The 22,537-nt window shown below is 62.1% G+C and carries 23 protein-coding genes, 1 tRNA gene and 1 pseudogene; 10 read left to right on the forward strand and 15 right to left on the reverse strand.

Annotated elements, in window-relative coordinates; genetic code table 11:
- Nucleotides 1–29: 29 nt before the first annotated feature.
- The 4 genes from C5L12_RS13905 to C5L12_RS13920 form a co-directional block, all read right to left on the reverse strand.
- Nucleotides 30–458, reverse strand: a complete 429-nt coding sequence (locus C5L12_RS13905; RefSeq protein WP_105372648.1) for a DUF1178 family protein — start codon at nucleotides 456–458, stop codon at nucleotides 30–32.
- Nucleotides 455–1,309 carry a carbon-nitrogen hydrolase family protein gene (locus C5L12_RS13910; protein ID WP_105372649.1) on the reverse strand — a complete coding sequence of 285 codons (855 nt, stop codon included), beginning with the start codon at nucleotides 1,307–1,309 and terminating at the stop codon, nucleotides 455–457. Before C5L12_RS13910 ends, C5L12_RS13905 begins: the two co-directional genes overlap by 4 nt.
- Nucleotides 1,310–1,321: 12 nt before the next feature.
- Nucleotides 1,322–1,579 carry a glutaredoxin 3 gene (grxC, locus tag C5L12_RS13915; protein ID WP_105372650.1) on the reverse strand — a complete coding sequence of 86 codons (258 nt, stop codon included), beginning with the start codon at nucleotides 1,577–1,579 and terminating at the stop codon, nucleotides 1,322–1,324.
- A 69-nt stretch (nucleotides 1,580–1,648) separates the two neighbouring features.
- Nucleotides 1,649–2,368, reverse strand: a complete 720-nt coding sequence (locus tag C5L12_RS13920) for a ComF family protein (RefSeq protein WP_425350785.1) — start codon at nucleotides 2,366–2,368, stop codon at nucleotides 1,649–1,651.
- Nucleotides 2,369–2,483: 115 nt separating this feature from the next.
- On the opposite strand from C5L12_RS13920, the gene C5L12_RS13925 reads away from it, so the two are divergent.
- Nucleotides 2,484–3,356, forward strand: coding sequence for a methyltransferase domain-containing protein (locus C5L12_RS13925; RefSeq protein WP_105372651.1), 873 nt, complete (start codon nucleotides 2,484–2,486; stop codon nucleotides 3,354–3,356).
- A 5-nt stretch (nucleotides 3,357–3,361) separates the two neighbouring features.
- Here C5L12_RS13925 and C5L12_RS13930 read toward each other — a convergent pair whose 3' ends face one another.
- The 6 genes and pseudogenes from C5L12_RS13930 to C5L12_RS13955 form a co-directional block, all read right to left on the reverse strand.
- On the reverse strand, nucleotides 3,362–3,535 hold the full coding sequence (locus tag C5L12_RS13930) for a Flp family type IVb pilin (RefSeq protein WP_105372652.1): 174 nt from the start codon (nucleotides 3,533–3,535) through the stop codon (nucleotides 3,362–3,364).
- Between the two features lie 59 nt (nucleotides 3,536–3,594).
- On the reverse strand, nucleotides 3,595–3,912 hold the full coding sequence (locus tag C5L12_RS13935; protein ID WP_105372653.1) for a hypothetical protein: 318 nt from the start codon (nucleotides 3,910–3,912) through the stop codon (nucleotides 3,595–3,597).
- A gap of 108 nt (nucleotides 3,913–4,020) precedes the next feature.
- On the reverse strand, nucleotides 4,021–4,434 hold the full coding sequence (gene mutT, locus C5L12_RS13940) for an 8-oxo-dGTP diphosphatase MutT (protein WP_105372654.1): 414 nt from the start codon (nucleotides 4,432–4,434) through the stop codon (nucleotides 4,021–4,023).
- Nucleotides 4,431–5,250, reverse strand: a pseudogene (locus C5L12_RS13945) (GNAT family N-acetyltransferase). Before C5L12_RS13945 ends, mutT begins: the two are co-directional and overlap by 4 nt.
- Nucleotides 5,219–6,460 (reverse strand): bifunctional glutamate N-acetyltransferase/amino-acid acetyltransferase ArgJ, encoded by a 1,242-nt coding sequence (gene argJ / locus C5L12_RS13950; RefSeq protein ID WP_105372656.1) that lies wholly within the window; start codon nucleotides 6,458–6,460, stop codon nucleotides 5,219–5,221. The pseudogene C5L12_RS13945 and the gene argJ overlap by 32 nt, the downstream one beginning before the upstream one ends.
- 67 nt (nucleotides 6,461–6,527) lie before the next feature.
- Nucleotides 6,528–7,409, reverse strand: a complete 882-nt coding sequence (locus C5L12_RS13955; protein ID WP_105372657.1) for a peptidylprolyl isomerase — start codon at nucleotides 7,407–7,409, stop codon at nucleotides 6,528–6,530.
- A 249-nt stretch (nucleotides 7,410–7,658) separates the two neighbouring features.
- Here C5L12_RS13955 and secA point away from each other — a divergent pair, with 249 nt between their 5' ends.
- On the forward strand, nucleotides 7,659–10,370 hold the full coding sequence (gene secA, locus C5L12_RS13960; protein ID WP_105372658.1) for a preprotein translocase subunit SecA: 2,712 nt from the start codon (nucleotides 7,659–7,661) through the stop codon (nucleotides 10,368–10,370).
- Nucleotides 10,371–10,389: 19 nt separating this feature from the next.
- On the opposite strand, the gene C5L12_RS13965 is transcribed toward secA, so the two are convergent.
- Nucleotides 10,390–11,307: a LysR family transcriptional regulator gene (locus C5L12_RS13965; protein WP_105372659.1), complete on the reverse strand. Its 918-nt coding sequence runs from the start codon at nucleotides 11,305–11,307 to the stop codon at nucleotides 10,390–10,392.
- A gap of 135 nt (nucleotides 11,308–11,442) precedes the next feature.
- Between C5L12_RS13965 and C5L12_RS13970 the strand changes: the two genes are divergently transcribed.
- The 3 genes from C5L12_RS13970 to C5L12_RS13980 all read left to right on the forward strand — a co-directional run bounded on the left by C5L12_RS13970 (nucleotide 11,443) and on the right by C5L12_RS13980 (nucleotide 15,706).
- Nucleotides 11,443–12,900, forward strand: a complete 1,458-nt coding sequence (locus C5L12_RS13970) for an MFS transporter (protein WP_105372660.1) — start codon at nucleotides 11,443–11,445, stop codon at nucleotides 12,898–12,900.
- A 113-nt stretch (nucleotides 12,901–13,013) separates the two neighbouring features.
- Complete coding sequence (locus tag C5L12_RS13975) at nucleotides 13,014–14,426, forward strand: lipopolysaccharide biosynthesis protein (protein ID WP_105372661.1); 1,413 nt, start codon at nucleotides 13,014–13,016, stop codon at nucleotides 14,424–14,426.
- A gap of 2 nt (nucleotides 14,427–14,428) precedes the next feature.
- Nucleotides 14,429–15,706: a GNAT family N-acetyltransferase gene (locus C5L12_RS13980; RefSeq protein WP_105372662.1), complete on the forward strand. Its 1,278-nt coding sequence runs from the start codon at nucleotides 14,429–14,431 to the stop codon at nucleotides 15,704–15,706.
- On the opposite strand, the gene C5L12_RS13985 is transcribed toward C5L12_RS13980, so the two are convergent.
- Nucleotides 15,707–17,338: an AMP-binding protein gene (locus C5L12_RS13985; RefSeq protein WP_105372663.1), complete on the reverse strand. Its 1,632-nt coding sequence runs from the start codon at nucleotides 17,336–17,338 to the stop codon at nucleotides 15,707–15,709.
- Nucleotides 17,339–17,478: 140 nt separating this feature from the next.
- Between C5L12_RS13985 and C5L12_RS13990 the strand changes: the two genes are divergently transcribed.
- Together C5L12_RS13990 and C5L12_RS13995 are read left to right on the forward strand one after the other, a co-directional pair.
- Nucleotides 17,479–17,563: transfer RNA gene (locus C5L12_RS13990), tRNA-Leu, on the forward strand.
- Nucleotides 17,564–17,732: 169 nt separating this feature from the next.
- Nucleotides 17,733–18,242 carry a disulfide bond formation protein B gene (locus C5L12_RS13995; RefSeq protein WP_425350787.1) on the forward strand — a complete coding sequence of 170 codons (510 nt, stop codon included), beginning with the start codon at nucleotides 17,733–17,735 and terminating at the stop codon, nucleotides 18,240–18,242.
- Between the two features lie 18 nt (nucleotides 18,243–18,260).
- Here C5L12_RS13995 and C5L12_RS14000 read toward each other — a convergent pair whose 3' ends face one another.
- Nucleotides 18,261–18,818 (reverse strand): HNH endonuclease, encoded by a 558-nt coding sequence (locus tag C5L12_RS14000; RefSeq protein ID WP_105372665.1) that lies wholly within the window; start codon nucleotides 18,816–18,818, stop codon nucleotides 18,261–18,263.
- 101 nt (nucleotides 18,819–18,919) lie between these two features.
- Complete coding sequence (locus C5L12_RS14005; RefSeq protein ID WP_105372666.1) at nucleotides 18,920–19,561, reverse strand: DNA-3-methyladenine glycosylase family protein; 642 nt, start codon at nucleotides 19,559–19,561, stop codon at nucleotides 18,920–18,922.
- A gap of 32 nt (nucleotides 19,562–19,593) precedes the next feature.
- Here C5L12_RS14005 and gluQRS point away from each other — a divergent pair, with 32 nt between their 5' ends.
- Nucleotides 19,594–20,490, forward strand: coding sequence for a tRNA glutamyl-Q(34) synthetase GluQRS (gene gluQRS, locus C5L12_RS14010; RefSeq protein ID WP_105372667.1), 897 nt, complete (start codon nucleotides 19,594–19,596; stop codon nucleotides 20,488–20,490).
- Here gluQRS and C5L12_RS14015 read toward each other — a convergent pair.
- Nucleotides 20,419–21,396: a YihY/virulence factor BrkB family protein gene (locus C5L12_RS14015; protein ID WP_105372668.1), complete on the reverse strand. Its 978-nt coding sequence runs from the start codon at nucleotides 21,394–21,396 to the stop codon at nucleotides 20,419–20,421. The genes gluQRS and C5L12_RS14015 overlap by 72 nt on opposite strands.
- 69 nt (nucleotides 21,397–21,465) lie before the next feature.
- On the opposite strand from C5L12_RS14015, the gene C5L12_RS14020 reads away from it, so the two are divergent.
- Nucleotides 21,466–22,299, forward strand: coding sequence for an SDR family oxidoreductase (locus C5L12_RS14020; protein ID WP_105372669.1), 834 nt, complete (start codon nucleotides 21,466–21,468; stop codon nucleotides 22,297–22,299).
- Between the two features lie 17 nt (nucleotides 22,300–22,316).
- Nucleotides 22,317–22,520 (forward strand): twin transmembrane helix small protein, encoded by a 204-nt coding sequence (locus tag C5L12_RS14025; RefSeq protein ID WP_105372670.1) that lies wholly within the window; start codon nucleotides 22,317–22,319, stop codon nucleotides 22,518–22,520.
- Nucleotides 22,521–22,537: the final 17 nt, after the last annotated feature.

Genomic DNA, 22,537 nt, shown 5'->3' on the forward strand with positions numbered 1-22,537 from the left:
TCTTTGAAATATTGCTTTGCTAAGTGCGATCAGTTCGCATCCTCCGGCAGCACCGGCAGCGGGGCCACCTCGATGCCTTCGTCGAGAAGATCCTTCACCTCGCCGAGGCTCGCCTGGCCGATGATGCCGCGGGCATCCGCCTCCCCGTAATGGATCTTGCGGGCTTCTTCCGGAAATTTCTCGCCCACGTCCTCGGCACTGGCCTTGATCGCAGCGACGGCTTCCTTGACCTTGGCAATCATCTCCTGGCGGGCCATGTCCATGACGATCTCGCGCTTCTCTTCCCTCTTGCGCGCGGTCGAAACCGACGGCGTCATCAGCGTCTTGGAAATCGACGCGGAGTTGCAGGCCGGACAGGTGAGAAATCCGCTTTGTCTCTGCCGCTCGAAATCGGCGCTTGTTGAAAACCAGCCTTCGAACGTGTGGGCATTTTCACAACTGAGAGAATACTTGATCAAGCGGCAACACCTCCCGCCGCATCGGACACGGTGTCCAGCGTGAATTCGCGGGCATTCTTGAGGTTCGGGATTTTTCCACGTGCGGCCTTCACCGCGGCGATGTCGATGTCGGCAAACACGACCGCCTCGCCTGTACCGCCGGCGGAGGCGAGTATCTTCCCCCAGGGGTCGACGATCATGGAATGGCCGAAGGTTTCCCGGCCGTCTTCATGCACCCCGCCTTGAGCGGCAGCTATCACGAACGCGCCGTTCTCGATGGCGCGCGCCCTGAGCAGCACTTCCCAATGTGCTTCGCCCGTTTGGCGGGTAAAGGCTGCTGGCACCGTCAGGATTTCCGCACCCGCCAGCGCTTCCGTTCTGAAGAGTTGGGGGAAGCGCACATCGTAGCAGATCGCAAAACCCAACCTGGCAAACGGCAGATCGGCAACGCGTGCCTCCGCGCCTGGCTCATAGGCGGAGCTTTCGCGCCAGCTTTCGCCGTTGTCGAGATCGACGTCGAACATGTGGATCTTGTCATAGCTCGCGATCTGCCGGCCGCCGGGAGCGAAGAGGAAGGAGCGATTGGCGATCTTGCCATCATTTCTCGCAATAGCGGTCGAACCGATATGCAGGTGGATGCCGAGTTCCTGAGCGAGGCTGCGGGCCGTCGAAACGATGATATCGCCGGTCTCGTCGCGCAGCGCGGCACGCATCGCCTGCCGGTCGCGCTGCAGCGCCCCGGTCATCTCCGGCGTCTGGATATAGATTGCCCCCTCCGCGGCGGCTTCACGTACCAGCCGCACCATGTCGAGAGCGTTCTTTTCCGGATCGACCCCCGAACACATCTGGATCGCTGCTGCCTTGAATGTCATCCCTTGCTCTCCTCAAGCCGCCAGCATCGGATCCAGCTTGCCCGCACGATCGAGCGCGTGAAGATCGTCGCATCCGCCGACATGCTCGCCGTTGATGAAGATCTGCGGAAACGTCGAGCGGCCGTTCGCCTTGCCGATCATCTCCTCGCGCAATTCCTTGGAATAGGTCGCATCGTGTTCCACGTATCGGACGCCCTTGGACTCCAGCAGAGCCTTTGCACGAGCGCAGTAGCCGCAATATTCACGGGTATAGATAGTCACGTCTGCCATCGTTTTCTCCGGCGCAGCCCCATTGGGCGAAAAGCCGGAGGACGGCCGCGCATGAACTGTCATCTATTGTCATATAGGGGTGGAAATGGCCATTGCAAAGGTCAAAACCGTGACCTCCGCGGCCCCGGCCTTCTTGAGGATGCGGGTAGCGGAGGAGACCGTCGCTCCGGTGGTGTAGACATCGTCGACGAGCACCAGCCGCTTGCCGAAGACATCCGCCTCACGGCCGGGCGCGATAGCGAAAGCCGCCCGAACATTATCCTGCCGGGCACGGGCCGAAAGCCCCACCTGTCGGCTCGTGCGTTTGATGCGCACCAGCGTCGACGGCAGAAACGGCTTGCCGCCTTTCTCGGCCAGATGCCGCCCCAGTTCTGCCGCCTGGTTGAACTTCCTGAAAACAAGGCGCGAGCGGTGGAGGGGAACCGGAAGAATGCCGTCACAGCGATCGACATGGCCTTCGGCCGCGCGCAGCATCCAGCCGGACATCATCGGGGCGAGATCGGTGCGGTCCCGATACTTCAGCGCGTGTACGAGGTCGCGTGCCGCTCCGTCGAAGATCGCAGCCGACCGGAGCCGGTCAAAAACCGGCGGATCGGCGATTGCCTGGGCCGAAAGCATGCCTGCCCCGGGATCGTGGGAAAACGGCAGGCCAAGGGCTTCGCAAAACGGCCGCTCGATGAAACGGATTTCGCGCCAGCAGGACGGGCAGAGGCCTCCATGCCGGCCGGTGAGAATGCCGCAGCCGGGACAGGCGGGGGATAGACGAGATCGCCGAGCCGCCGCGTCCACGTCAGGGCAAACGGTGGTACAAAACGAAGAATGCTGGTGCTTGGCTCTCCGGACATGTCTTGACAATAACGCAGGGAGCGCGCCTTTGCGAAGCAGGAATGTGAGTGTGCAAGACATGGAAATTCTCTTCGACGAACAGCTGGTGAAGGCCAGACGCGAGCGTGCCCTTGCAAAGGCGGACCGCAAGGCGGCTTTCCTCTTGGAGATCGCCGGGCGCGAGATGGCTGACCGCCTTGCCGTCGTCGAACGCCGGTTCGAAAGCGCCGTCGAATTGCACGGCGGCATCGGCGCAGCAGCCCATGAAGCCATGGCTACCGGGAAGATCGGCAATATGCGCCGTGTCGAGACGAGCCTGGCTTTCGCTGAGCCCGGAGAGACGATTGAGGCCGCGCCTTGGGAAGACGTGCCTCTCGAACCGGAATCCGTCAACCTGGTGCTTTCGCCGCTCACTTTGCATCTCGTCAACGACACGCCGGGCGCGCTGATCCGCATTCGCCGCGCCCTGAAGCCGGATGGCCTGTTCCTCGCCGCCATTCCCGGTGCCGGCACGCTCAGCGAACTGCGCGACGTTCTCTTGTCTGCCGAGGCGGAGTTGACGGGCGGCGCAAGCCCCCGTGTCGCACCCTTTGCGGATGTCCGCGATGTCGGGGCACTGCTGCAGCGCGCGGGTTTCGCACTGCCGGTCGTCGATATCGAAACCTATACAGTCCGCTACGATTCGCTTTTCGGGCTGATGCGTGACCTTCGCGCCATGGGCATGACGAACCCGCTTTCGGGCCGCAGCCGGGTGCCGGTGACGAAGGCGTTCTTCATGCGGGCTGCAGAACTTTACGCGGAACGTTATTCCGATCCGGACGGCCGCATCCGTGCGACCTTCTCGATCATCTATGCATCAGGCTGGGCACCGCATGAAAGCCAGCAGAAACCGCTGAAACCGGGCTCGGCGAAGATGCGGCTGGCCGATGCCCTGCGTAAGGAAACAGAGTAGACCCGTTAGTCCATGGCGCTGCTATAGGTGTCTGCGACCCCGCCGAAAAGGGCGTCCATCGCCTCGTAGTACTGACCCAAACCGGCAAAAAGCGCGACAGCTATGAGCGAGATCAGCAGGCCGTATTCCACCGCCGTCGCCCCGCCTTCGTCGCGCATGAAGAACCAGAGGAGACGCATGGGCAGCCCTTTTTGACGAGAAGTCTCTGATCTGCCCAACCCTAGGGTAGAATCGTTAATTAGCAGTCATCACCGGAACCGTAGCCTTCCACGATGCATATGGAGCCCGGCGTTTCCTGCAGCACGCTGCGGCGAATTGTATAGACCTTCGTGCCCTTTTCGGCAGGCCTGATCGAACCCGTCGTGATCCGGTCGAAATCTTCCTGGACATGCGCCATCCGCTCGTCGCTGCGGTCTGCTAGCATCGGCGTCACGATCAAAGCGAGTGCGATGGCAGCCGTACCGAACAGGAGCGCGATATTGAGCGCTCCGGTGCTGCCGGATCCGCGCGCCGCCCGCTGTCGAATCCGCGCAGTTTTCCAGAATTCCTCGTCCATGCCTTCGAAGTCTCGTAAAACGCGGTTACTTGGTGAGCCCAAAAGGTGCCACAATCGGCTAAACGAACCCTTAACGCAGAATGAATTCGATTCTGCTAATTTTAACGATCAAAGCAGGTCTTGAAGGATCGGGATCAACGGCTCGTCGGCCGGCGGCATGGGATAATCCCGCAATGCGTTCGGCCGCACCCATTTGATCGCCTGGCCTTCCCTGCCGACCGGAATGCCCTCGTAACGCCGGCAGATATAAAGCGGCATCAGAAGGTGGAAGGTCTCGTAGGTATGGCTGGCGAAGGTAAGCGGTGCCAGGCACGGGATCTTGGTAACGATGCCAAGCTCTTCTTCGAGCTCGCGCACCAATGTTTCTTCCGGCGTTTCGCCAGGCTCGACCTTGCCTCCCGGAAATTCCCAGAGGCCTGCCAGTGTTTTGCCTTCGGGACGCTGTGCGAGCAGGACCCGCCCATCGGTATCGACGAGGGCGCAGGCGGCAACCAGCAGGAGCTTGCGAGGGGTCTCGTTCATGCCGGCATGTCCTGCCGCCAGTAGCGGTATTCATAGGCCTTGCGGAAACCGAACTTGCGGTAGAGCGCCAGCGCCGGCGCATTGTCGGCAACGACCTGAAGCCAAGCCGAACGCGCGCCGCTGATACGTGCCCAGCGCAGGGCCGAGGAGAGAATTTCCGTGCCTATACCCTCTCGCCGATATGCTTCGACGACGGCAAACGAAATAATCCCGGCCAGATCGTTGTCCTGCACACAGAGCGCCATCGCGATCGGCCCGTCGACGGCACTCTCCTTGATGAAGAAGCCCGACGGCGGCTTGATCGCCGAGAGAATTTCCGCCATCGCCGGCTTCAGCGCGGCATCCTCGCCATTGACCGCAAGCGTCGCATCGGTGAACCGGCCGACATCGTGGCTCGGCAGGTGGTCGAGCGTGTCGGGCAATTCGAGTGCGGTAAGATCGACAGTCAGCACGTCGACCGTTTCGAAGACCCGCCATCCCTCCGCCTTAAGATGGTCGAGCAGAAGGGGCGGAGCAAGCGGCGTCTCGCGGACGAGCAGCGGCCGGCCGTAGCTTTCGAACCGCTTGCGCGCCTTCTGAAGCCGCGTCGCCATGTCCCGATGATCGGAAGGGTCAAGCGGCACGATGCAGTTCAGGCGCTTCGAGGGATGGCCACCGGTCAGCCGCACCTGCCAGCTTCCGTCATAGACGACGGACGCCGCCGGCCAGGCCCGGAAGCCGACGGCTTCGAGGCGTCGCACCAGCGGCAGGTCGCCTTGCGGAGATGATGACTGTATCAATCCCGTCAGCTCCGATAGTCGCCGTTGATGGCGACATATTCCTTGGTCAGGTCGCAGGTCCAGACGGTGGCGGTACCGCTGCCGAGACCGATTTCCACCTTCACCGGAATGTCTTCCTTTTTCATCACCGCCGTGGTGGCGGCTTCCGAATAGGCCGGATCACGCTCGCCGTCGACGGCTACCCGCACATCGCCGAACCAGATCGCCAGACGATCGCGGTCGGCCATCTCGCCGGACTTGCCGACGGCCATGACGATACGGCCCCAATTGGCATCCTCGCCGGCGATGGCCGTCTTGACCAGAGGGGAATTGGCGATGGAAAGCGCAATCTTCTTGGCAGCCGCATCGCTCTCGGCCCCGGTCACGGTGATTTCGACCATCTTGCGGGCGCCTTCGCCGTCGCGCACCACCTGCAGGGCAAGGTCCCTGAGCAGATCGTTGAGCGCGGCACGAAAACCTTCCAGGCGGACATCGTCGGCGCTCTCGACACGGGCCTGCCCGTCCTCAGCCGCGGCACCAGTCGCAAACAGCATCAGCGTGTCGGAGGTCGACGTGTCGCTGTCAACGGTAACCGAGTTGAACGTTGGGCCGACGCCGGCAGCCAAAAGCGCCTGAAGCACCGGCGAGGCGATATCCGCGTCGGTCGCCACGAAAGACAGCATGGTTGCCATGTCGGGCGCGATCATGCCCGCACCCTTGGCGATGCCGTTGATCGTCACCTTCACGCCGCCGATCTCGGCGGTACGGGTCGCAACCTTCGGATAGGTGTCGGTGGTCATGATCGCCTTGGCTGCCTCGATCCAGAAGTCGCCCGAAGCCTGGCCGTACATTTCGCCGAGCACGCCTGCAAATTTCGTCGCATCCAGCGGTTCGCCGATCACGCCGGTCGACGCGAGGTAGACTTGCGTTTCATCGCAACCCACGGCTTGCGCGGCCGACCTAGCAGTGAGCGCGGTCGCAGCCTTGCCTTTCACGCCGGTAAACGCATTGGCGTTGCCGGAATTGACCACCACGGCGCGGGCGGCGCCGTGCGGCAGATTGGCGCGGCAGAAATCGACTGGAGCCGAGGGGCATTTGGACCGGGTGAAGACCCCCGCAACTGAAGCCGGCTTATCGAAAACCATCAGAAGCACGTCGGTGCGGTTCTTGTACTTGATGCCGGCGGCGGCAGTCGCCATGCGGAGACCGCGCAGAGCTGGCATGTCTGGATAGGATTTCGGAGCGAGCGGAGAAACGGAAGCGGACATCGGAAACAACCTGGCTCAATAAGGAAAGGCCCGGAAAATCCGGGCCTCAGGGTGGCTCTTCGGACGATTACTGCTGTGCCGGAACGGCCGGCGCGTCGCCGCCATCGCGCATCTTGCTGACGTCGTCGTAGCCCTTCTTCAGGGCTTCATCCATGATCTCGACCTTCTGATCGGCCTTGGCCTTCTCGATCAGCGCCACATACTTGTCGCGCATTACGAGCTGACGGACCTGATCCTCAACCTGATCGAGAGCCGGGGGCGGAGCGTCGCGCTTGTCTTCCAGCTTGATGACATGGAAGCCGAACTGGGACTTGACCGGGGTCTTGGTATAGGCGCCCTTTTCGAGAGTGAAAGCCGCTTCCTCGAATTCCGGAACCATGCGGCCACGGCCGAACCAGCCAAGATCACCGCCTTCGTCCTTGTTGGAATCCTGCGACTTTTCCTTGGCGATCTCGGCGAAGTCCTTGCCCTTGTCGAGATCGGCGATGACAGCCTTTGCCTCTTCTTCGGTCTTCACGAGAATGTGGCGGGCATGTACCTCTTCCTGCTTCGGAATGCCCGCGATTTCCTTGTCGTAGCGGGCTTTCACTTCTTCCGCGGTGACCGCGTCGATGACGTGCTTGCGGAAATAGGCATTGTGGAGTTCGCGGTCGCCGATATAGGCCATGCGCTTCTTGAAATCTTCGGTATCCTTGATGCCTTCGGCAAGCGCGCCGGAGGCCAGAAGCTTGACGTCAATGGCGCCCGAAAGAGCCGCGACCTTCTTCTGCTCATCCGGAAGCTGAGCAAGCTGCGGGTCAAGATTCTGGATTGCGAGGTCGAGCTCCGACTGGCGGATTTCCAGGCTCCCCACCTTTGCGACAACGGCATCTTCCGCCGAAAATGCCGGAGCCTGGGAGAAGATCGCAGCGGCAAGCGCAGCCGTTACGAGGAATTTGTGGCGCAACATCGATTTACCTTTCAATAGGGCGCCGGCTTCAGAACGTCTGAATCCGGCCGGAAAACCTTCACAAACACCGGATTGTGGCCATTCTGTATCGGCCGCCACCGTTGACATAATTCGACCCCCCTCTTATCTGTCACGCAACTTCGCGTCCAGAAGAGTTTCCGGGCGTGGCGGGTCATTTTGCCGTCATCAAGCCGACACCGGCAGCCCGGCCCGCCGTCCCAAGAACTGAGATCAGAAAGGACCATTCGTATGGTCAGCCTTGGCGGCATCGCCCGCAAATTGTTCGGTTCGGCAAACGACCGTCGCCTCCGCGGCTACCAGCCGAAAATAGACGCCATCAATGCAATTGAGGAAAAGACCAAGGCTCTTTCCGACGAGCAGCTCGCAGCCCAGACTGCGGAATTCAAGAAACTGCTTGCCGAAGGCAAGACGCTCGACGACATCCTCATCCCGGCCTTTGCCGTCGTGCGGGAAGCGTCCCGCCGGGTCCTCGGCATGCGCCCCTTCGACGTGCAGCTGATGGGCGGCATGATCCTTCACGACGGTGCAATCGCGGAGATGAAGACCGGCGAAGGCAAGACGCTGGTGGCAACTCTGCCCGTTTACCTCAACGCGCTCTCCGGCAAGGGCGTTCACGTGGTCACGGTCAACGATTACCTCGCCCGCCGCGATGCGACGACAATGGGCAAGCTCTACGGCTTCCTCGGCCTGACCACGGGCGTCATCGTCCACGGCTTGAGCGACGAGGAGCGTCACGAGGCCTATGCCTGCGACATCACCTACGCCACCAACAACGAACTGGGCTTCGACTATCTGCGCGACAACATGAAATATGAGCGCAGCCAGATGGTCCAGCGCGGCCACAACTATGCGATCGTCGACGAAGTCGACTCGATCCTGGTCGACGAGGCCCGCACGCCGCTCATCATTTCCGGCCCGCTCGACGACCGTTCCGAACTTTACAACACGATCGACGCCTTCATTCCGCTGCTCTCGCCGGAAGACTACGAGATCGATGAGAAGCAGCGTTCGGCCAATTTCTCCGAAGCCGGCACCGAAAAGCTCGAAAACCTGCTGCGCCAGGCGGGTCTGCTGAAGGGCGAAAGCCTCTACGATGTCGAGAACGTGGCGATCGTCCACCACATCAACAACGCGCTGAAGGCTCACAAGCTTTTCACCCGCGACAAGGACTATATCGTCCGCAACGGCGAGATCGTCATCATCGACGAATTCACGGGCCGCATGATGCCCGGCCGCCGTTATTCGGAAGGCCAGCACCAGGCGCTCGAAGCCAAGGAGAAGGTGCAGATCCAGCCGGAGAACCAGACGCTCTCCTCGATCACCTTCCAGAACTATTTCCGCATGTACGCAAAGCTCGCCGGCATGACCGGTACGGCTTCGACGGAAGCGGAGGAATTCGGCAACATTTACAAGCTGGAAGTAGTCGAAGTGCCGACCAACATGCCGATCCAGCGTATCGACGAAGACGATGAGGTCTACCGGAGCTTCGACGAGAAGTTCAAGGCGATCATCGCCGAGATCAAGGATGCCCATGAGCGCGGTCAGCCGGTCCTCGTCGGCACCACCTCGATCGAGAAGTCGGAATTGCTGGCGACCATGCTACGCCAGTCCGGCTTCGACAACTTCCAGGTTCTGAACGCCCGCTACCACGAGCAGGAAGCCTATATCGTCAGCCAGGCCGGCGTTCCCGGCGCGGTGACCATCGCCACCAACATGGCCGGCCGCGGTACCGACATCCAGCTCGGCGGCAATATCGAGATGCGCCTTGAGCGCGAACTGGAGGGGATCGAGGATCCGGCAGAACGCTCTGCCAAGGAAACCGCCATCCGCGAAGAGGTCAGGCAGCTCAAGGAAAAGGCGCTTGCCGCCGGCGGCCTCTACGTCATCGCCACCGAGCGCCACGAAAGCCGCCGCATCGACAACCAGCTGCGCGGCCGTTCCGGCCGTCAGGGCGATCCGGGCCGCTCGAAATTCTACCTGTCGCTCCAGGACGACCTGATGCGCATCTTCGGCTCCGACCGCATGGACGGCATGCTGCAGAAGCTCGGCCTGAAGGAAGGCGAAGCGATCGTCCATCCCTGGATCAACAAGGCGCTGGAACGTGCCCAGAAGAAGGTGGAAGCCCGCAACTTCGACATCCGCAAGAACCTTCTGAAATACGATGACGTCACCAACGACCAGCGCAAGGTGATCTTCGAGCAGCGCCTCGAGATGATGGACTCCGAAGACGTTTCGGAAGTCGTCGAGGAAATGCGCACCGAGGTGATCGAAGTTCTCGTCGCAAAGCACATTCCCGAGCGCGCCTATGCCGAACAGTGGAACGCTCAAGGGCTTCGCGAAGACGTCGGCCGTCAGCTCAACCTGGATCTGCCGATCGAGGATTGGGTCAAGGAAGAAGGCATCGGCGAGGACGACATCCGCGAGCGCATCACCGAGGCGGCAAACAAGGCTGCCGCCGATCGCCGCGAACGCTTCGGGCCTGATATCATGAATTACGTGGAGCGCTCCGTGCTGCTCCAGACGCTCGACCACCTGTGGCGCGAACATATCGTCAATCTCGATCACCTGCGTTCGGTCATCGGCTTCCGCGGTTATGCGCAGCGCGATCCGCTGCAGGAATACAAGGCCGAGGCCTTCGAGCTCTTCCAGGCGCTGCTCGCAAACCTGCGCGAAGCAGTGACGGCCCAGATGATGCGCGTCGAACTCGTGCAGAACCCCGAGCCGCCGGAACCGCCGCCGGTCTTCGAAGGACATCATATCGATCCGACCACGGGCGAAGACCAGTTTACCGGCCAGGATGGCGAAAACTTCATCGCCGCGCCGCAGGACCGTCACCCGGAAGACCCGTCCACCTGGGGCAAGGTCGGCCGCAACGAAGCCTGCCCCTGCGGCTCGGGCAAGAAATACAAGCACTGCCACGGCGCGTTCGAACAGGTCTGAGACTTGAGATAAGCTGGCGTCAGGCTTCGGCGCGTTCTTCTCGCGCCGAAGCCGCACAGACATCCCGAACGCAGCTGCGCAACCATCGATGGGCGGGATCGGCATCCATCCGGGGGTGCCAGAGCAGCGATACCGTTATCTCCGGCATCGGAACTGGAAGCGGGAAGCTGAACAGCCCCTTGCGCAGATTGCCGGTATGACGCTCGGGAACCGTGGCGATGAGATCCGAGGCCCGCGCCAGAGCCAGAGCCGCGGAAAAACCCCCGACGATCGTGACGATCTCGCGCCTAGCTCCGAGCGCCTCGAGCGCCTCGTCGAGCAGGCCTTTGTCGAACCCCCGTCGCGATACAAGCACGTGCCTGCCTGCCGCGTAGCGGGAAAGGCTCATCTCGCCGAGGCTCAGCGGGTGGCCCATCCGCACCACTCCGACGAAACGGTCCCTGAACAACGCCTGGACGCGGACTTCCGGACCAGTTGCCGCCCCGATCACACCCGTTTCCAAATCGACCGTGCCATCACGCAAGGGGCCGCTGTCCTTGTCCGGCTTCGGTATGAAACGCAGCTGGACGCCGGGCGCCTGCTCTGCAACCAATGCGATGAGCTCCGGTCCAAAATTCTCCACGAAGCCGTCGCTGCTACGCAGCGTGAGTGTCCGGACGAGCTTTTTGAGGTCGAGGCTTTCGGCAGGCCGCAGAACCGCTTCGGCATCCTGCACGAGCTGACCGACCCGTTCGCGCAGTTCAAGCGCGCGGGGTGTCGGCACCAGGCCGCGACCAGCCCTGACCAGAAGCGGATCACCCGTCGTATCCCGCAGTCGCGCCAGTGCTCGGCTCATGGCGGACGGACTGAGACGCAGGCGCTTGGCCGCGCGGGCCACGCTGCCTTCGGCAAGCAACACATCGAGGGTGACGAGCAGGTTTAGATCGGGATGCGACATGCGCCGAAGATAGCACAAAAGCTCCAATTTGATATGGCGTCAAATGCACGAATTGAGTGCAAATGATGCGCCTTCCGCCATGCCCGGGAAGCAGGCTACGTTCCATTGGACTGAAGCCGAACGGAGTTTGTGACAATGCAGATCGACAGGAAACCAGACCTCACCGTGACCGCAAGCGGCGGAAGATCGCGTTCGACCCGCGGCGCGCTCGCCGCCGTTTCCCTTGCCATGCTTCTCTCCTCACTCGGAACCAGCATCGCCAATGTCGGCTTGCCGGTGATGGGGCCGGCGTTCGGGGCCTCCTTTCAGCAGGTACAATGGGTCGTGCTGGCCTACCTCCTTGCAATCACCGTCCTGATCGTCAGTGTCGGCCGGCTGGGCGATATAATCGGACGGCGGCGGTTGCTGCTCATCGGGCTCGGGTTCTTCATGCTCGCTTCCATCGCCTGCGGCGCCGCGCCCACGCTCGCCGTGCTCATTGCTGCGCGGGCGGCGCAGGGTCTTGCAGCGGCTATCATGATGGCGCTCTCCATGGCGATTATTGGAGAGATCGTCCCGAAGGAAAGAGCCGGCAGCGCCATGGGGCTGCTGGGAACCATGTCGGCAGTCGGCACGGCCCTTGGCCCGTCGCTCGGGGGTGCTTTGATCGCGGCAAGCGGATGGCGAGCGATCTTTCTGGCTGCCGTTCCTCTCGCGGTGTTCGCCTTCGTTCTTGCCTACCGCTATCTACCCTCCCATGCGCCGGCAACGGACCGTCAGGGCAAACCGCGATTGGACATCCGGGGGACGGCGCTGCTGGGGCTGGCGCTTTTGGCTTACGCACTCGCCACAACGCTCGGACGGGGCGGCTTCGGCCCGCTGAACGCCGCGCTGCTGGCGGCGGCGATCGTCGGATTTTGCCTGTTTATCTTCGCCGAGACCCGAACGGCATCCCCCCTGGTCCGGCCGGCAATGCTGCGCGATCCGTCGCTGGCTGCCAGCCTTGCGATGAGCACGCTCGTCTCGACGGTGATCATGGCGACGCTTGTTGTCGGTCCCTTCTATCTTTCCCGATCGCTCGGGCTCAACGCGGCTTTGGTGGGGTTTGCCATGTCGACCGGCCCCGTGGTCTCCGCCCTGGCCGGCTGGCCAGCCGGCCGCCTGGTAGACCGCTTCGGCTCTCCCCGCACAACGGTTGTTGGTCTCCTGGCAATGATGGCGGGCTCTCTCGCCCTCGCGATGCTGCCGAGAACGTTTGGAATATGGGCCTATGTCGCGCCGCTGGCCATCATGACCGCCGGTTATGCTTTATTCCAGGCCGCCAATAACACAGCCGTCATGGCGGGCATTCCGCCGGATCAGCGGGGCCTGACGGCGGGCTTGCTGAACCTGTCGCGCAATCTCGGCCTCACCACCGGGGCATCCGTCATGGGTGCCATATTCGCGGCGATGTCGGGAGCAAGCGACATAACGGCGGCATCCGCCGATGCGACCGCCGTCGGGATGCAAGCCGCTTTCGCAACCGCTGCCGGATTGGTCGTCGTCGCCCTTGCGGTCGCGGCAGCAAAGCATATAGCTGCGAGCCGCCCCGCCTCACCCGTCGAAACACCTTGAGTTATCCGGCGCCGCCGGGCTTTTTAGCCATCCGACGAACCCTTTCTTAACCCTGCTGTGGCAACACTTTCGCAATTGTTCCCCGTCGTCGCTACGAGTATTGCGTGCCCATCATGGCGGTCATCGAAACAGCGGAGAGATTGCTGCCGCCAGGCCTGCGCGCCCGGCTTCATCCGCTGACGCGCAAGCTCGAGACGATCCTGACCGATGAGGACGAGACGGCACGTGCCCAGCGCCGGGCGCTGATCGCCTTCGTTATCCGCATTTTCAGTGCTGCAATCGCGTTCGTTTCGCAGATTGTCCTCGCCCGCTTGATGGGTGAGTTTGAATACGGCATCTTCGCCTTCGTCTGGGTCATCGTCGTGCTCGCCGGCAACCTCTCCTGCCTCGGCTTCCACACCTCGGTGATCCGTTTCCTGCATCAGCACAAGGCTCGCGGCGAAGTGGAGACCGTGCGCGGTCTCAATCTGGCCGTCCGCCTGGTGGCTTTCGGCTCGGCGAGCTTCATCGGCGCTTCCGGCTTGGTCTTTCTGCAGATTTTCGGCGACAGGCTCGAGGCCTATTACCTGGTGCCGATCTCGCTTGCCTTCTTCACCATGCCGATGATCGCGCTTGGAGACGTGCTGGACGGGACGGCGCGTTCGAACGGCTGGACGGTGACGGCGTTGAGCCCCACCTACCTCATCCGGCCGACCCTGATCCTCGTCTTTATGCTAGCCGCCCTGTGGTTCGGCGCTCCACGCACCGCCGTGACGGCGATGGAGGCAGCACTTGCGGCAACCTATGTGACGACGCTCCTGCAGCTTCTGCGCCTGACGCTTCGCCTGCGCCGGCTCTACGGGATCGGCCCCAGGCGTTTCGAAATGGGCGCCTGGTTCCGCTATTCGCTGCCGCTCTTTCTGGTGGACGGCATCGGCTTCCTGCTGACCAATGCGGATGTCGTGGTCGTCGGCCTCTACCTGCCGCCCGACCAGGTGGGCATCTATTACGCCGCCGCCAAGACGATCGTGCTCGTCCAGTTCGTCTATTTCTCCATCAAGGCCGCCGCCGGCCCCCGGTTCTCCGCCATCCTGGCGGAAGGGGACATGGCGGCGCTCGCAGCCTTTGCCGGACAGATGGCTCGCTGGAGTTTCTGGCCGTCGCTTGCCGTCGGTCTTCTGGCACTTGCCGCAGGCGATCTGCTGCTCTCGCTCTTCGGCAGCGCCTTCACCGCCGGTTACTGGCTGATGGCGATCCTCTTTGCCGGCATCCTCGCCAAATCCATGGTCGGGCCTGGCGAGGTGCTGCTCAGCATGGCGGGACACCAGAACCTCTGTGTCCTGCTCTATGCCATCACCCTTGCGGCCAGCATCGGCCTCAACGTCGCGCTCATTCCCCATTTCGGCCTCACCGGGGCGGCGGTCGCAACAGCGTCGGCGATGATGATCGAGGCGGTGCTGCTGCATATCGCGGTGCGTCGCACGCTCGGCCTCGTGCTTTTCGCATTTGCCGACCCTATGCCCTCCGTTGCTTCAAAGGCTTCCTGACCATGGCTCAACCACCGATCAGCGGCGAATTCGAAGGCAATGGCGGCGGACATTTTCCGCCGATACAGAGATTTCGTGCCGAACGCCCCGACGCCGACACCCGGCTGCCGATAGGCCGGTCGGGCCGTGAACTCTGCCTCTATCCGGCTGCCTTCGGCTACGATCTCCAGGAGGAACTGGAGTTCCTGTCCAACCGGGCCATGGAGCCCAATATCTTCTTCTCGGCGAGATTGCTGGCGCCCGCCATGCCGCGCGTCGAGGACAAGCAGGTTCGTCTGGCGCTGATCCGCGATGAAAGCGGCGCGCGAAGCCGTCTCAGGCTGCTGATGCCGTTTACCATCGAAAAACCGGGCTTTTCGATGGGCGCTTCGATCATCCGCACCTGGGCCAATCCCTTTGGCCCGCTCGGAACCCCGCTCGTCGATGCCGAAGACGCCGCCGAAACGATCGACAATCTTTTCGAGGCCCTCATCCTCAGGGAAGCGCGGCTTCCGGGCGTGCTGGTATTACCTGACGTTCGCCTCAATGGCCATTTCGCCCAATTAGCCAAGGCTGTCGCCATCGGACGCAACCTGCCGGTAGCAGTCACCGATCCATTCCGGCGGCCGATGCTGGAAAGCCTGCTGGATGGCGAGGCCTATCTGAAACATGCGGTCTCTCCGCATCATTTCCGGGAGATGCGCCGCGTCTGGCGCAACCTGGCAGCCCGCGGCACCCTTGCCTATTCGGTGGCCCGCCAGCCGGAGGAGGTCCGGCTGCGCATGGAGGAATTCCTTTTGCTCGAGGCAAAAGGCTGGAAGGGGCGCAGACGCTCCGCGCTCATCAACGACCGCTTCCGCTCGGCCTTTGCCCGTGAGGCGATCACCAATCTGGCCGAAGTCGATGCCGTGCGCATCCACACGGTCGATTTCGACGGCCGCGCCATCGCCTCTCTTGTCGTCTTTCTCATGGCAGGTGAAGCCTATACCTGGAAAACGGCCTACGACGAGAACTTCTCTTCCTATTCCCCCGGCAAGCTTCTGATGATGAAGCTGACGGAATGGCATCTTGAAGACGCCAACATCACCCGCACTGACAGCTGCGCCGTCCCCGACCACCCGATCATGAGCCGCTTCTGGGAGGAACGCGAGGAGATGGGTACGCTGGTGATCGGGCTGAAACAGAACGGCGACCGCGACGTGCGCCAGGTGGCGGCGCAGCTTCACCTTTACCGCAACACCCGCAACATGGCCCGCATCCTCAGGGAAAAGATCCTGTCGATCGCCGGCCGCTCGGAATGATCACTCCGCGGCGGCTTTTTCACGAAGCAGCCGTCGGATGACCTTGCCGCTGGTCGTCAGCGGTATCTCGTCCACAAAGGCGACCTCGCGCGGATATTCGTGCATGGAAAGCCGCGTCTTCACCCATTCGCGGATCTCCGCCGCCAGTTCCGGGCTCGGATCATAGCCGGGTGCGACAACCACATAGGCCTTGACGATTTCCGTGCGGATCGGATCCGGCTTGCCGACGACCGCCGCCAGACGAACGGCGGGGTGCCCGCCCAGACAGTCCTCGATCTCGCTCGGGCCGATGCGGTAGCCGGACGAGGTGATGACGTCGTCGTCGCGGCCGATGAATTCCACATAACCGTCCTCGTCGCGGCGGCCGAGGTCGCCCGTCACGAGCCAATCTCCGATGAACTTAGATTCGGTCGCAGCCTCGTCGTTCCAGTAGCCGAGGAACATCACCGGGTCCGGCCGGCGGATGGCGATCTGCCCGATCTGTCCGACGGGACGCTCCATGCCCTTTTCATCGATGACGCCGACGATATGCCCGGGCACCGGACGGCCGATCGCGCCGCCTCGCGACACGCCGAGATGGGCGGCCGAGGAGAGCACGAAATTGCATTCCGTCTGGCCGTAGAACTCATTGACGGTGAGCCCGAGTGCCGATTTGGCCCAGTCGTAGGTCTCCCGGCCAAGCGCCTCACCGGCCGAGGCGATCGTGCGCAGCTTCAGATCGTATTTCTCCAGCGGTCTTTCGACCGCCTTCAGAAGACGCAGGGCCGTCGGAGGGATGAAGGCGTTGCGGACATCCATTTCCGCCATAATGCGGAAGGCCATGTCCGCGTCGAATTTCTGGGCCGGCGAGGAGACGACGGGAATGCCGAGCATCAACGCCGGCATCAGCACGTTGAGCAGACCACCTGCCCAGGCCCAATCGGACGGCGTCCAGATCCGGTCGCCCGCCTGCGGTGCAAATTCATGCGCCAGCTGAAAGCCTGGAATATGGCCGGCCAGCACCCGGTGCCCGTGCAACGCCGCCTTCGGCGGGCCTGTGGTACCGGAGGTGAAGATCATCAGTGCAGGATCGTCAGGCCCGGTCGGCGCAACGGCAAAATCCGACGGATGGGCTGATATCAACTCCGCAAGCGAAACAAGCTTCCCCTGCGGGGCCACATCCGTGACGATGACATGCTTCAGATCGGGCAGCCGCTCGCGCAGTTCGGTGAGGCGCGAGAGGCCGAAGGCATTGGTGACGATCGCCGCCGTGCTCGATGCCCTCAGGCGATATTCGAGCGCCTCGGCGCCGAAGAGTAGAGCGAGCGGCAGCGCGATTGCGCCCATCTTATAGATAGCGACGTGCGCGATCACCGTCTCGAAGCTCTGCGGCAGCAGAAGCGCGACCCGATCGCCGGCCTTCAGGCCGAGCGAAACAAAGGCATTCGCAAGCGAGGCGGAGCGCGCCGCAAGTTCGCCATAGGTGAGAGAAGAATGCGCGCCATCGGGGCTGAAGTGCTGCAGGCAGATGCGGTCCGGATGTTTCGCCGCCCAGTCATCGCTGACCACCTCGCCCATGTTGAACCTTGGCGGGATGTCCCAGGCGAAATTGCGATAGATCTCCTCATAGGAGGTGCCGGCAGGCAGTTTCATGTGCAGTGCTTCTCATTTTGCTGCACCAGCTAACATCTTCGAAGTTTGAAATACAAGAGGGACAAACCCACCACGCAATGAGCACTTCAATCTTGCAAGACGCTACGGCCTCGTGATAGAGCGCTTGCCACTACCGAAGTGCCCCGTTGGCGGAATTGGTAGACGCGCCTGACTCAAAATCAGGTTCCGAAAGGAGTGCTGGTTCGATTCCGGCACGGGGCACCACTTTTCGGCGGATGTCATCCGACCGCCCTCGTAAAACTGTCACCATAAATCCTCCGCAAACTCACGAAAAAGTGGCGGAGCGGAGACAATTTGTCTCCTGTGCGATCATTTACAGCGCGGCTGCATCTGCTCTAAGTGAGCCAACATCAGTGAGGAAAAGTTTATGGCGCTGACAGCTTCCGCCCCTCGATCCCACGCCGGAATGGGCTACGCCGTTGCCGTCACTGTGGGCATGGCAGCAACTGTCGGAGGCGCGCTCGCCTTTCAGTATATCGGCGGCTATATCCCCTGCGCGCTTTGCCTGCTGCAGCGCGATCCCTATTACTACGGCATTCCGGTCGGCATCCTCGGGATCATTGCGTCGGCTCTTAGCCTGCCGGGCTGGATCACGCGCGCAACCCTCCTTGTCATTGGCGTGATGATGCTGGTCGGCGCTGGCATGGGCGTCTATCACTCCGGCGTAGAATGGGCCTTCTGGGAGGGACCGGCGAGTTGCGGTGGCGGGGCCGGCGTCACAACCAATGCCGGCAGCCTGCTTTCGGACCTCAACACCGTCCACGGCCCCTCCTGCACGGAAGCAGCCCTTCGCGTGCTTGGCCTGTCATTTGCCGGCTGGAATGTCCTTGCCAGCGTCATTCTTGCCGGGATCGCCTTTCTGGGCGCCAAAAAGGCCGCCTGAGGCGGCCTCCGGCCGAGATCACGGCTGCAGTTCCGTATCCCAGTAGAGATAGTCCATCCAGCTTTCGTGCAGGTAGTTCGGCGGGAAAAGCCGGCCGTTGTTGTGCAGGTCCTGTACCGTCGGCTGATAAGGCTTCTGATGCGGGAACATGCCGGCCTGCTTCGGCAGCTTGCTGCCCTTCCTGAGATTGCAGGGCGAGCAGGCGGCCACGACATTTTCCCAGGTGGTTTCTCCGCCATGGGCGCGCGGGATGACGTGGTCGAAGGTCAGATCATCGTTTTCACCGCAATACTGGCACTCGAACTTGTCCCGCAGGAAGACGTTGAACCGGGTGAAGGCAGGGTTGCGGGTCGGCTGAATATAGGTCTTCAGGCTGACGACGCTCGGCAATTTCATGGAGAAGCTTGGAGAGCAGACCGAGTGTTCGTATTCGGCGATGATATTGACCCGGTCGAGGAAAACCGCCTTGATCGCGTCCTGCCAGGACCACAGCGACAAGGGATAATAACTCAGCGGCCGGTAGTCAGCGTTCAGAACGAGCGCCGGCAGGGCCTGCGGGGAGACTGCAATCGTCAAGTGACGCTCCTACCCGATTCGGCATCTGTACTTTCTATATTAGGTCCGTTGTTACAGGATTGTGAAGCCCAATAAATGCAGTGAGATACTTTGCCCCAGCTTCACGCAAGCGGCGTGGCGTCCCGGCGCATCTTCGCCGCGTAATAGGCCCAAAAGAGCCTCGCCGCGACGGACCGCCACGGCCGCCAGGCTTCCGCCATTGCCGCGAGATCTTTCGCTTGAGGCCGCGCCTCCAGCCCCAGCGCGTGCCCAACGGCCGCCTGCAGAGCCACGTCGCCGGACGGAAAGATATCGGGGTGCCCTCCGCAGAACATCAGATAGACCCCCGCCGTCCACGGCCCGATGCCCGGGAGCGCCGTCATCGTCCGGATGGCCTCGCCCGTTTCCAGTTCACAGATCGACTCCAGGTCGATGAGGCCTTGCGAAATTGCTGTGGAGAGATTGAGAAGCGTCGCAGCCTTCGCCCGTGAGAGGCCGAAGGTGGCGACAACGGCGGGATCAAGCGCTGCATAACCCGCAGCGGTGACCGGCCCGGCAGCGGTGATTCGCCCCCAGATCGCCTCCGCGCTTGCCCGCGAGACCATCTGCGACACGATGATCGAGGCAAGGCCGGCAAATCCAGGCTCGTTGAGCCTGAGCGGCACCGGCCCGGCGGCCCCGACGATCGACACGAGCCGCGGATCGAGCTCGACCAGAGCCTCGAGTCCCGCCTGGATATCCGAAGGGCCGCGGATGATCCGCACAACCTGCCTCCCATGGCTGTTTCGCAAAAAGCATGCCAGAAGAAGCCATGCCTGCGTCATCCTCTGATAAACCGGTCTATCGGTTCGCGCCAAGCCCGAACGGGCTGCTTCATCTCGGCCATGCGCTCTCCGCCCTCCTGAACCACGATATGGCCAGGGCGGGGGATGGGAGGTTTTTGCTGCGCATCGAAGATATCGACCTCGCCCGCTGCACGCCGGAATTCGAGCAGTTGATCTATCGCGACCTTGCCTGGCTTGGACTCGACTGGGAAAGGCCGGTGCGGCGGCAGTCAGAGCATTTTGCCACCTATCACGCCGCACTCGACCGGCTGACGGAGATGGGTCTCGCCTATCCCGCCTTCATGACCCGCGGCGACGTAAAGGCTAAAGTGGCAGCCTATGAAGCCGGCGGAAAGACCTGGCCCCGCGACCCGGACGGCTCACCACTCTATCCGGAAGACGACCGGCATCGAAGCGAGGCGGAACGGCGGCAGCTGATCACAAGGGGCCTGCGGCACGCCCACCGGTTGGACATGCGAAAGGCGCTGAGCCTCATCGGCCATCCCTTGACATGGATCGAAACTGGCGACGGCGAGCGCGGGCGGATTTCCGCCGATCCGGCCGTCTGGGGAGACGTCATCCTGTCCCGTTCCGACGCTCCGTCGAGCTATCATCTCTCGGTGACGGTGGACGATGCAGCGCAGGGCATCACGCATGTGGTGCGCGGGCTGGATCTCTTCGACGCGACCGCGGTGCACCGGCTGCTGCAGGAACTTCTGGAACTGCCCGAGCCGCTCTACCATCACCATCGGCTTATCCTGGGAGAGGACGGCAGGAAGCTTGCAAAAAGCGAGGGATCAACGGGACTTGCGGCCCTTCGCGACCAAGGCCTCCTGCCCAGCGACATCCGCCGGCTGGTCGGCCTTTGAGGCCTCTTCCTCCTCGCGCCGGCGCCGCTCTTTCTGGAGCCGCGACACCACCGAATAGACCCGGTACTTCATCAGCGCCGCGTTGAGCTCCGCACCCAGCATGAAGATCACCGCGACCATGTAGAGAAAGACCAGCACGATCATGATCGACGCCAGCCCCGCATAAGTCGCGGCATAATTGGCAAAGGTCGAGAGATAGGCTGCAAAACCCAGGCCGAAGGCGGTCCAAAGGACAATCGTCAGCGTCACGCCCGGCAGGACGTCGATGATGCGCCGGTCTCCGGCCGGCAGCCATTTGTGCGAGAGCAGAAGCCCGGCCATCAGCACCAGCGCAGTGCCGTAAAGACCCCAGTTGGCGGCCGTCGTCAGATCGGGGATCAGCCAGGGAAATCGCGTTTCGGCAAAGCGCATCGCGACCGGGACGGCCACGAGCACGATGCTGATCAGGGCAAAGATCACCACTGCGACGATTACATAACCAAGGCTCGCGAGCCTCGTCACGTACCACGCCCGCGTCTCGGACATCCGGTAGGCACGGTTGAGAGAAATACGCAGCGCCTCGACACCGTTGGAGGCGAAATAGGCGGCCGCCAATACGGAAACGGTCAGCAGCCCGCCCCGCGGCATGGTGAGCACACGCTGGATTTCCGAGGCGATCGGCGCGGCGATATCCGCCGGCCAGGTATCGAACAGAAGATGGATCGCCGTATCTGAAAATCCGCCGGCACCGAGAAAACCCGCAAGAGCGGTCCCGAAGATCAGGAAGGGAAAGAGCGCCAGCAGACCCGAGAGCGCCACATGGCTTGCCATCGCCCAGCCATCATCCTCGTTGAAGTGACAATAGGCGTCCCAAAATACCTTATAGGCGAGCCTGTACCACCGAAAGGGGCGGTTTTCTTCGGACAATGGCGACTCCGTTGTGACTTGGTGCGAAATATGGGAGGAACCCTTCCTGTTGTACAGGGACGAGATCAAATGAACGAGAAAAGAACGATCATCATCACCGGCTGTTCCTCCGGTATCGGCGCGCACTGCGCCCGCGCCCTGAAGGCTGACGGCTGGCGGGTTTTCGCCACGGTGCGCAAAGAGGCTGATCTCACCGCGCTGGAGGCCGATGGCATCGAAGCGCTGATGATGGACTATACGAAGCCAGAAACCATCGCCACCCTGGTTCAAACCGTTCGAGACCGCACCGGCGGCCGGATCGACGCATTGTTCAACAACGGCGCCTATGGACAGGCGGGAGCCGTGGAGGACCTTTCCACCGACGTGCTGCGCGAACAGTTTGAGACCAACGTCTTCGGCTGGCACGAACTGACGCGCCTTGTGATCCCGATCATGCGCGCACAAGGGCATGGCCGCATCGTCAACTGCTCCTCCATCCTCGGCCTGTTGCCCTATCGTTACCGCGGCGCCTACACGGCTTCCAAATATGCCATCGAAGGCTTGACCATCACCCTGCGGATGGAACTCCAGGGCAGCGGCATCGAAGTGAGCCTCATCGAGCCTGGGCCGATCACCTCACGCTTTACCGCCAATGCGCTTGTCAAATTCAACGAGCACATCGATCAGGAAGCGTCGGTCCATGCGGAGCAATACAAGCGCCAGCTCAGACGTCTCGACGGAAGGGGGCAGATCAGCCGTCACAAGCTTGGCCCTGAAGCCGTCTATCATGTCCTGGCGCATGCCTTGACCGCACCTCGTCCCCGACCACATTATTTGGTCACGAAGCCCGCCAAGCAGGGCGCCTTCCTGAAAAGAATATTGCCGGCCGCGCTTTTCTATAAGCTCATGCGCCGACTCGACTGAACGAAAGCAATCGGAAAATGTCCAGTTTCACCACTCTGCTTACCCTGATCGTCATGGGGCTTGTCGTGCTCGTCCTGATCCGCGGGCTGTTCAACATGCTGAAGGGAAGCGACGCGAACAAATCCAACAAGCTGATGCAGTTGCGCGTCCTCTTGCAGGCGGTCGCAATCCTTCTCATCATGCTTACGCTCTGGATCACCGGCGGCGGACGCCCGAGCTGATTCCGGCGACCGAGGGA

The sequence above is a fragment of the Neorhizobium huautlense genome (genome assembly GCF_002968575.1).
In the GTDB taxonomy this organism is placed as follows: domain Bacteria; phylum Pseudomonadota; class Alphaproteobacteria; order Rhizobiales; family Rhizobiaceae; genus Neorhizobium; species Neorhizobium huautlense.

Bases quoted from the DNA above. Each gene is read 5' to 3' on its own strand.
- C5L12_RS13970 (WP_105372660.1), top strand. From the start codon at position 11,443: ATGCAGATCGACAGGAAACCAGACCTCACCGTGACCGCAAGCGGCGGA.
- C5L12_RS13975 (WP_105372661.1), top strand. From the start codon at position 13,014: ATGGCGGTCATCGAAACAGCGGAGAGATTGCTGCCGCCAGGCCTGCGC.
- C5L12_RS14025 (WP_105372670.1), top strand. From the start codon at position 22,317: ATGTCCAGTTTCACCACTCTGCTTACCCTGATCGTCATGGGGCTTGTC.
- C5L12_RS13925 (WP_105372651.1), top strand. From the start codon at position 2,484: ATGGAAATTCTCTTCGACGAACAGCTGGTGAAGGCCAGACGCGAGCGT.
- secA (WP_105372658.1), top strand. From the start codon at position 7,659: ATGGTCAGCCTTGGCGGCATCGCCCGCAAATTGTTCGGTTCGGCAAAC.
- grxC (WP_105372650.1), bottom strand. From the start codon at position 1,579: ATGGCAGACGTGACTATCTATACCCGTGAATATTGCGGCTACTGCGCT.
- mutT (WP_105372654.1), bottom strand. From the start codon at position 4,434: ATGAACGAGACCCCTCGCAAGCTCCTGCTGGTTGCCGCCTGCGCCCTC.
- C5L12_RS13930 (WP_105372652.1), bottom strand. From the start codon at position 3,535: ATGCGTCTCCTCTGGTTCTTCATGCGCGACGAAGGCGGGGCGACGGCG.
- C5L12_RS13910 (WP_105372649.1), bottom strand. From the start codon at position 1,309: ATGACATTCAAGGCAGCAGCGATCCAGATGTGTTCGGGGGTCGATCCG.
- gluQRS (WP_105372667.1), top strand. From the start codon at position 19,594: ATGCCAGAAGAAGCCATGCCTGCGTCATCCTCTGATAAACCGGTCTAT.
- C5L12_RS13965 (WP_105372659.1), bottom strand. From the start codon at position 11,307: ATGTCGCATCCCGATCTAAACCTGCTCGTCACCCTCGATGTGTTGCTT.
- C5L12_RS14020 (WP_105372669.1), top strand. From the start codon at position 21,466: ATGAACGAGAAAAGAACGATCATCATCACCGGCTGTTCCTCCGGTATC.
- argJ (WP_105372656.1), bottom strand. From the start codon at position 6,460: ATGTCCGCTTCCGTTTCTCCGCTCGCTCCGAAATCCTATCCAGACATG.
- C5L12_RS13985 (WP_105372663.1), bottom strand. From the start codon at position 17,338: ATGAAACTGCCTGCCGGCACCTCCTATGAGGAGATCTATCGCAATTTC.
- C5L12_RS13980 (WP_105372662.1), top strand. From the start codon at position 14,429: ATGGCTCAACCACCGATCAGCGGCGAATTCGAAGGCAATGGCGGCGGA.
- C5L12_RS13955 (WP_105372657.1), bottom strand. From the start codon at position 7,409: ATGTTGCGCCACAAATTCCTCGTAACGGCTGCGCTTGCCGCTGCGATC.
- C5L12_RS13935 (WP_105372653.1), bottom strand. From the start codon at position 3,912: ATGGACGAGGAATTCTGGAAAACTGCGCGGATTCGACAGCGGGCGGCG.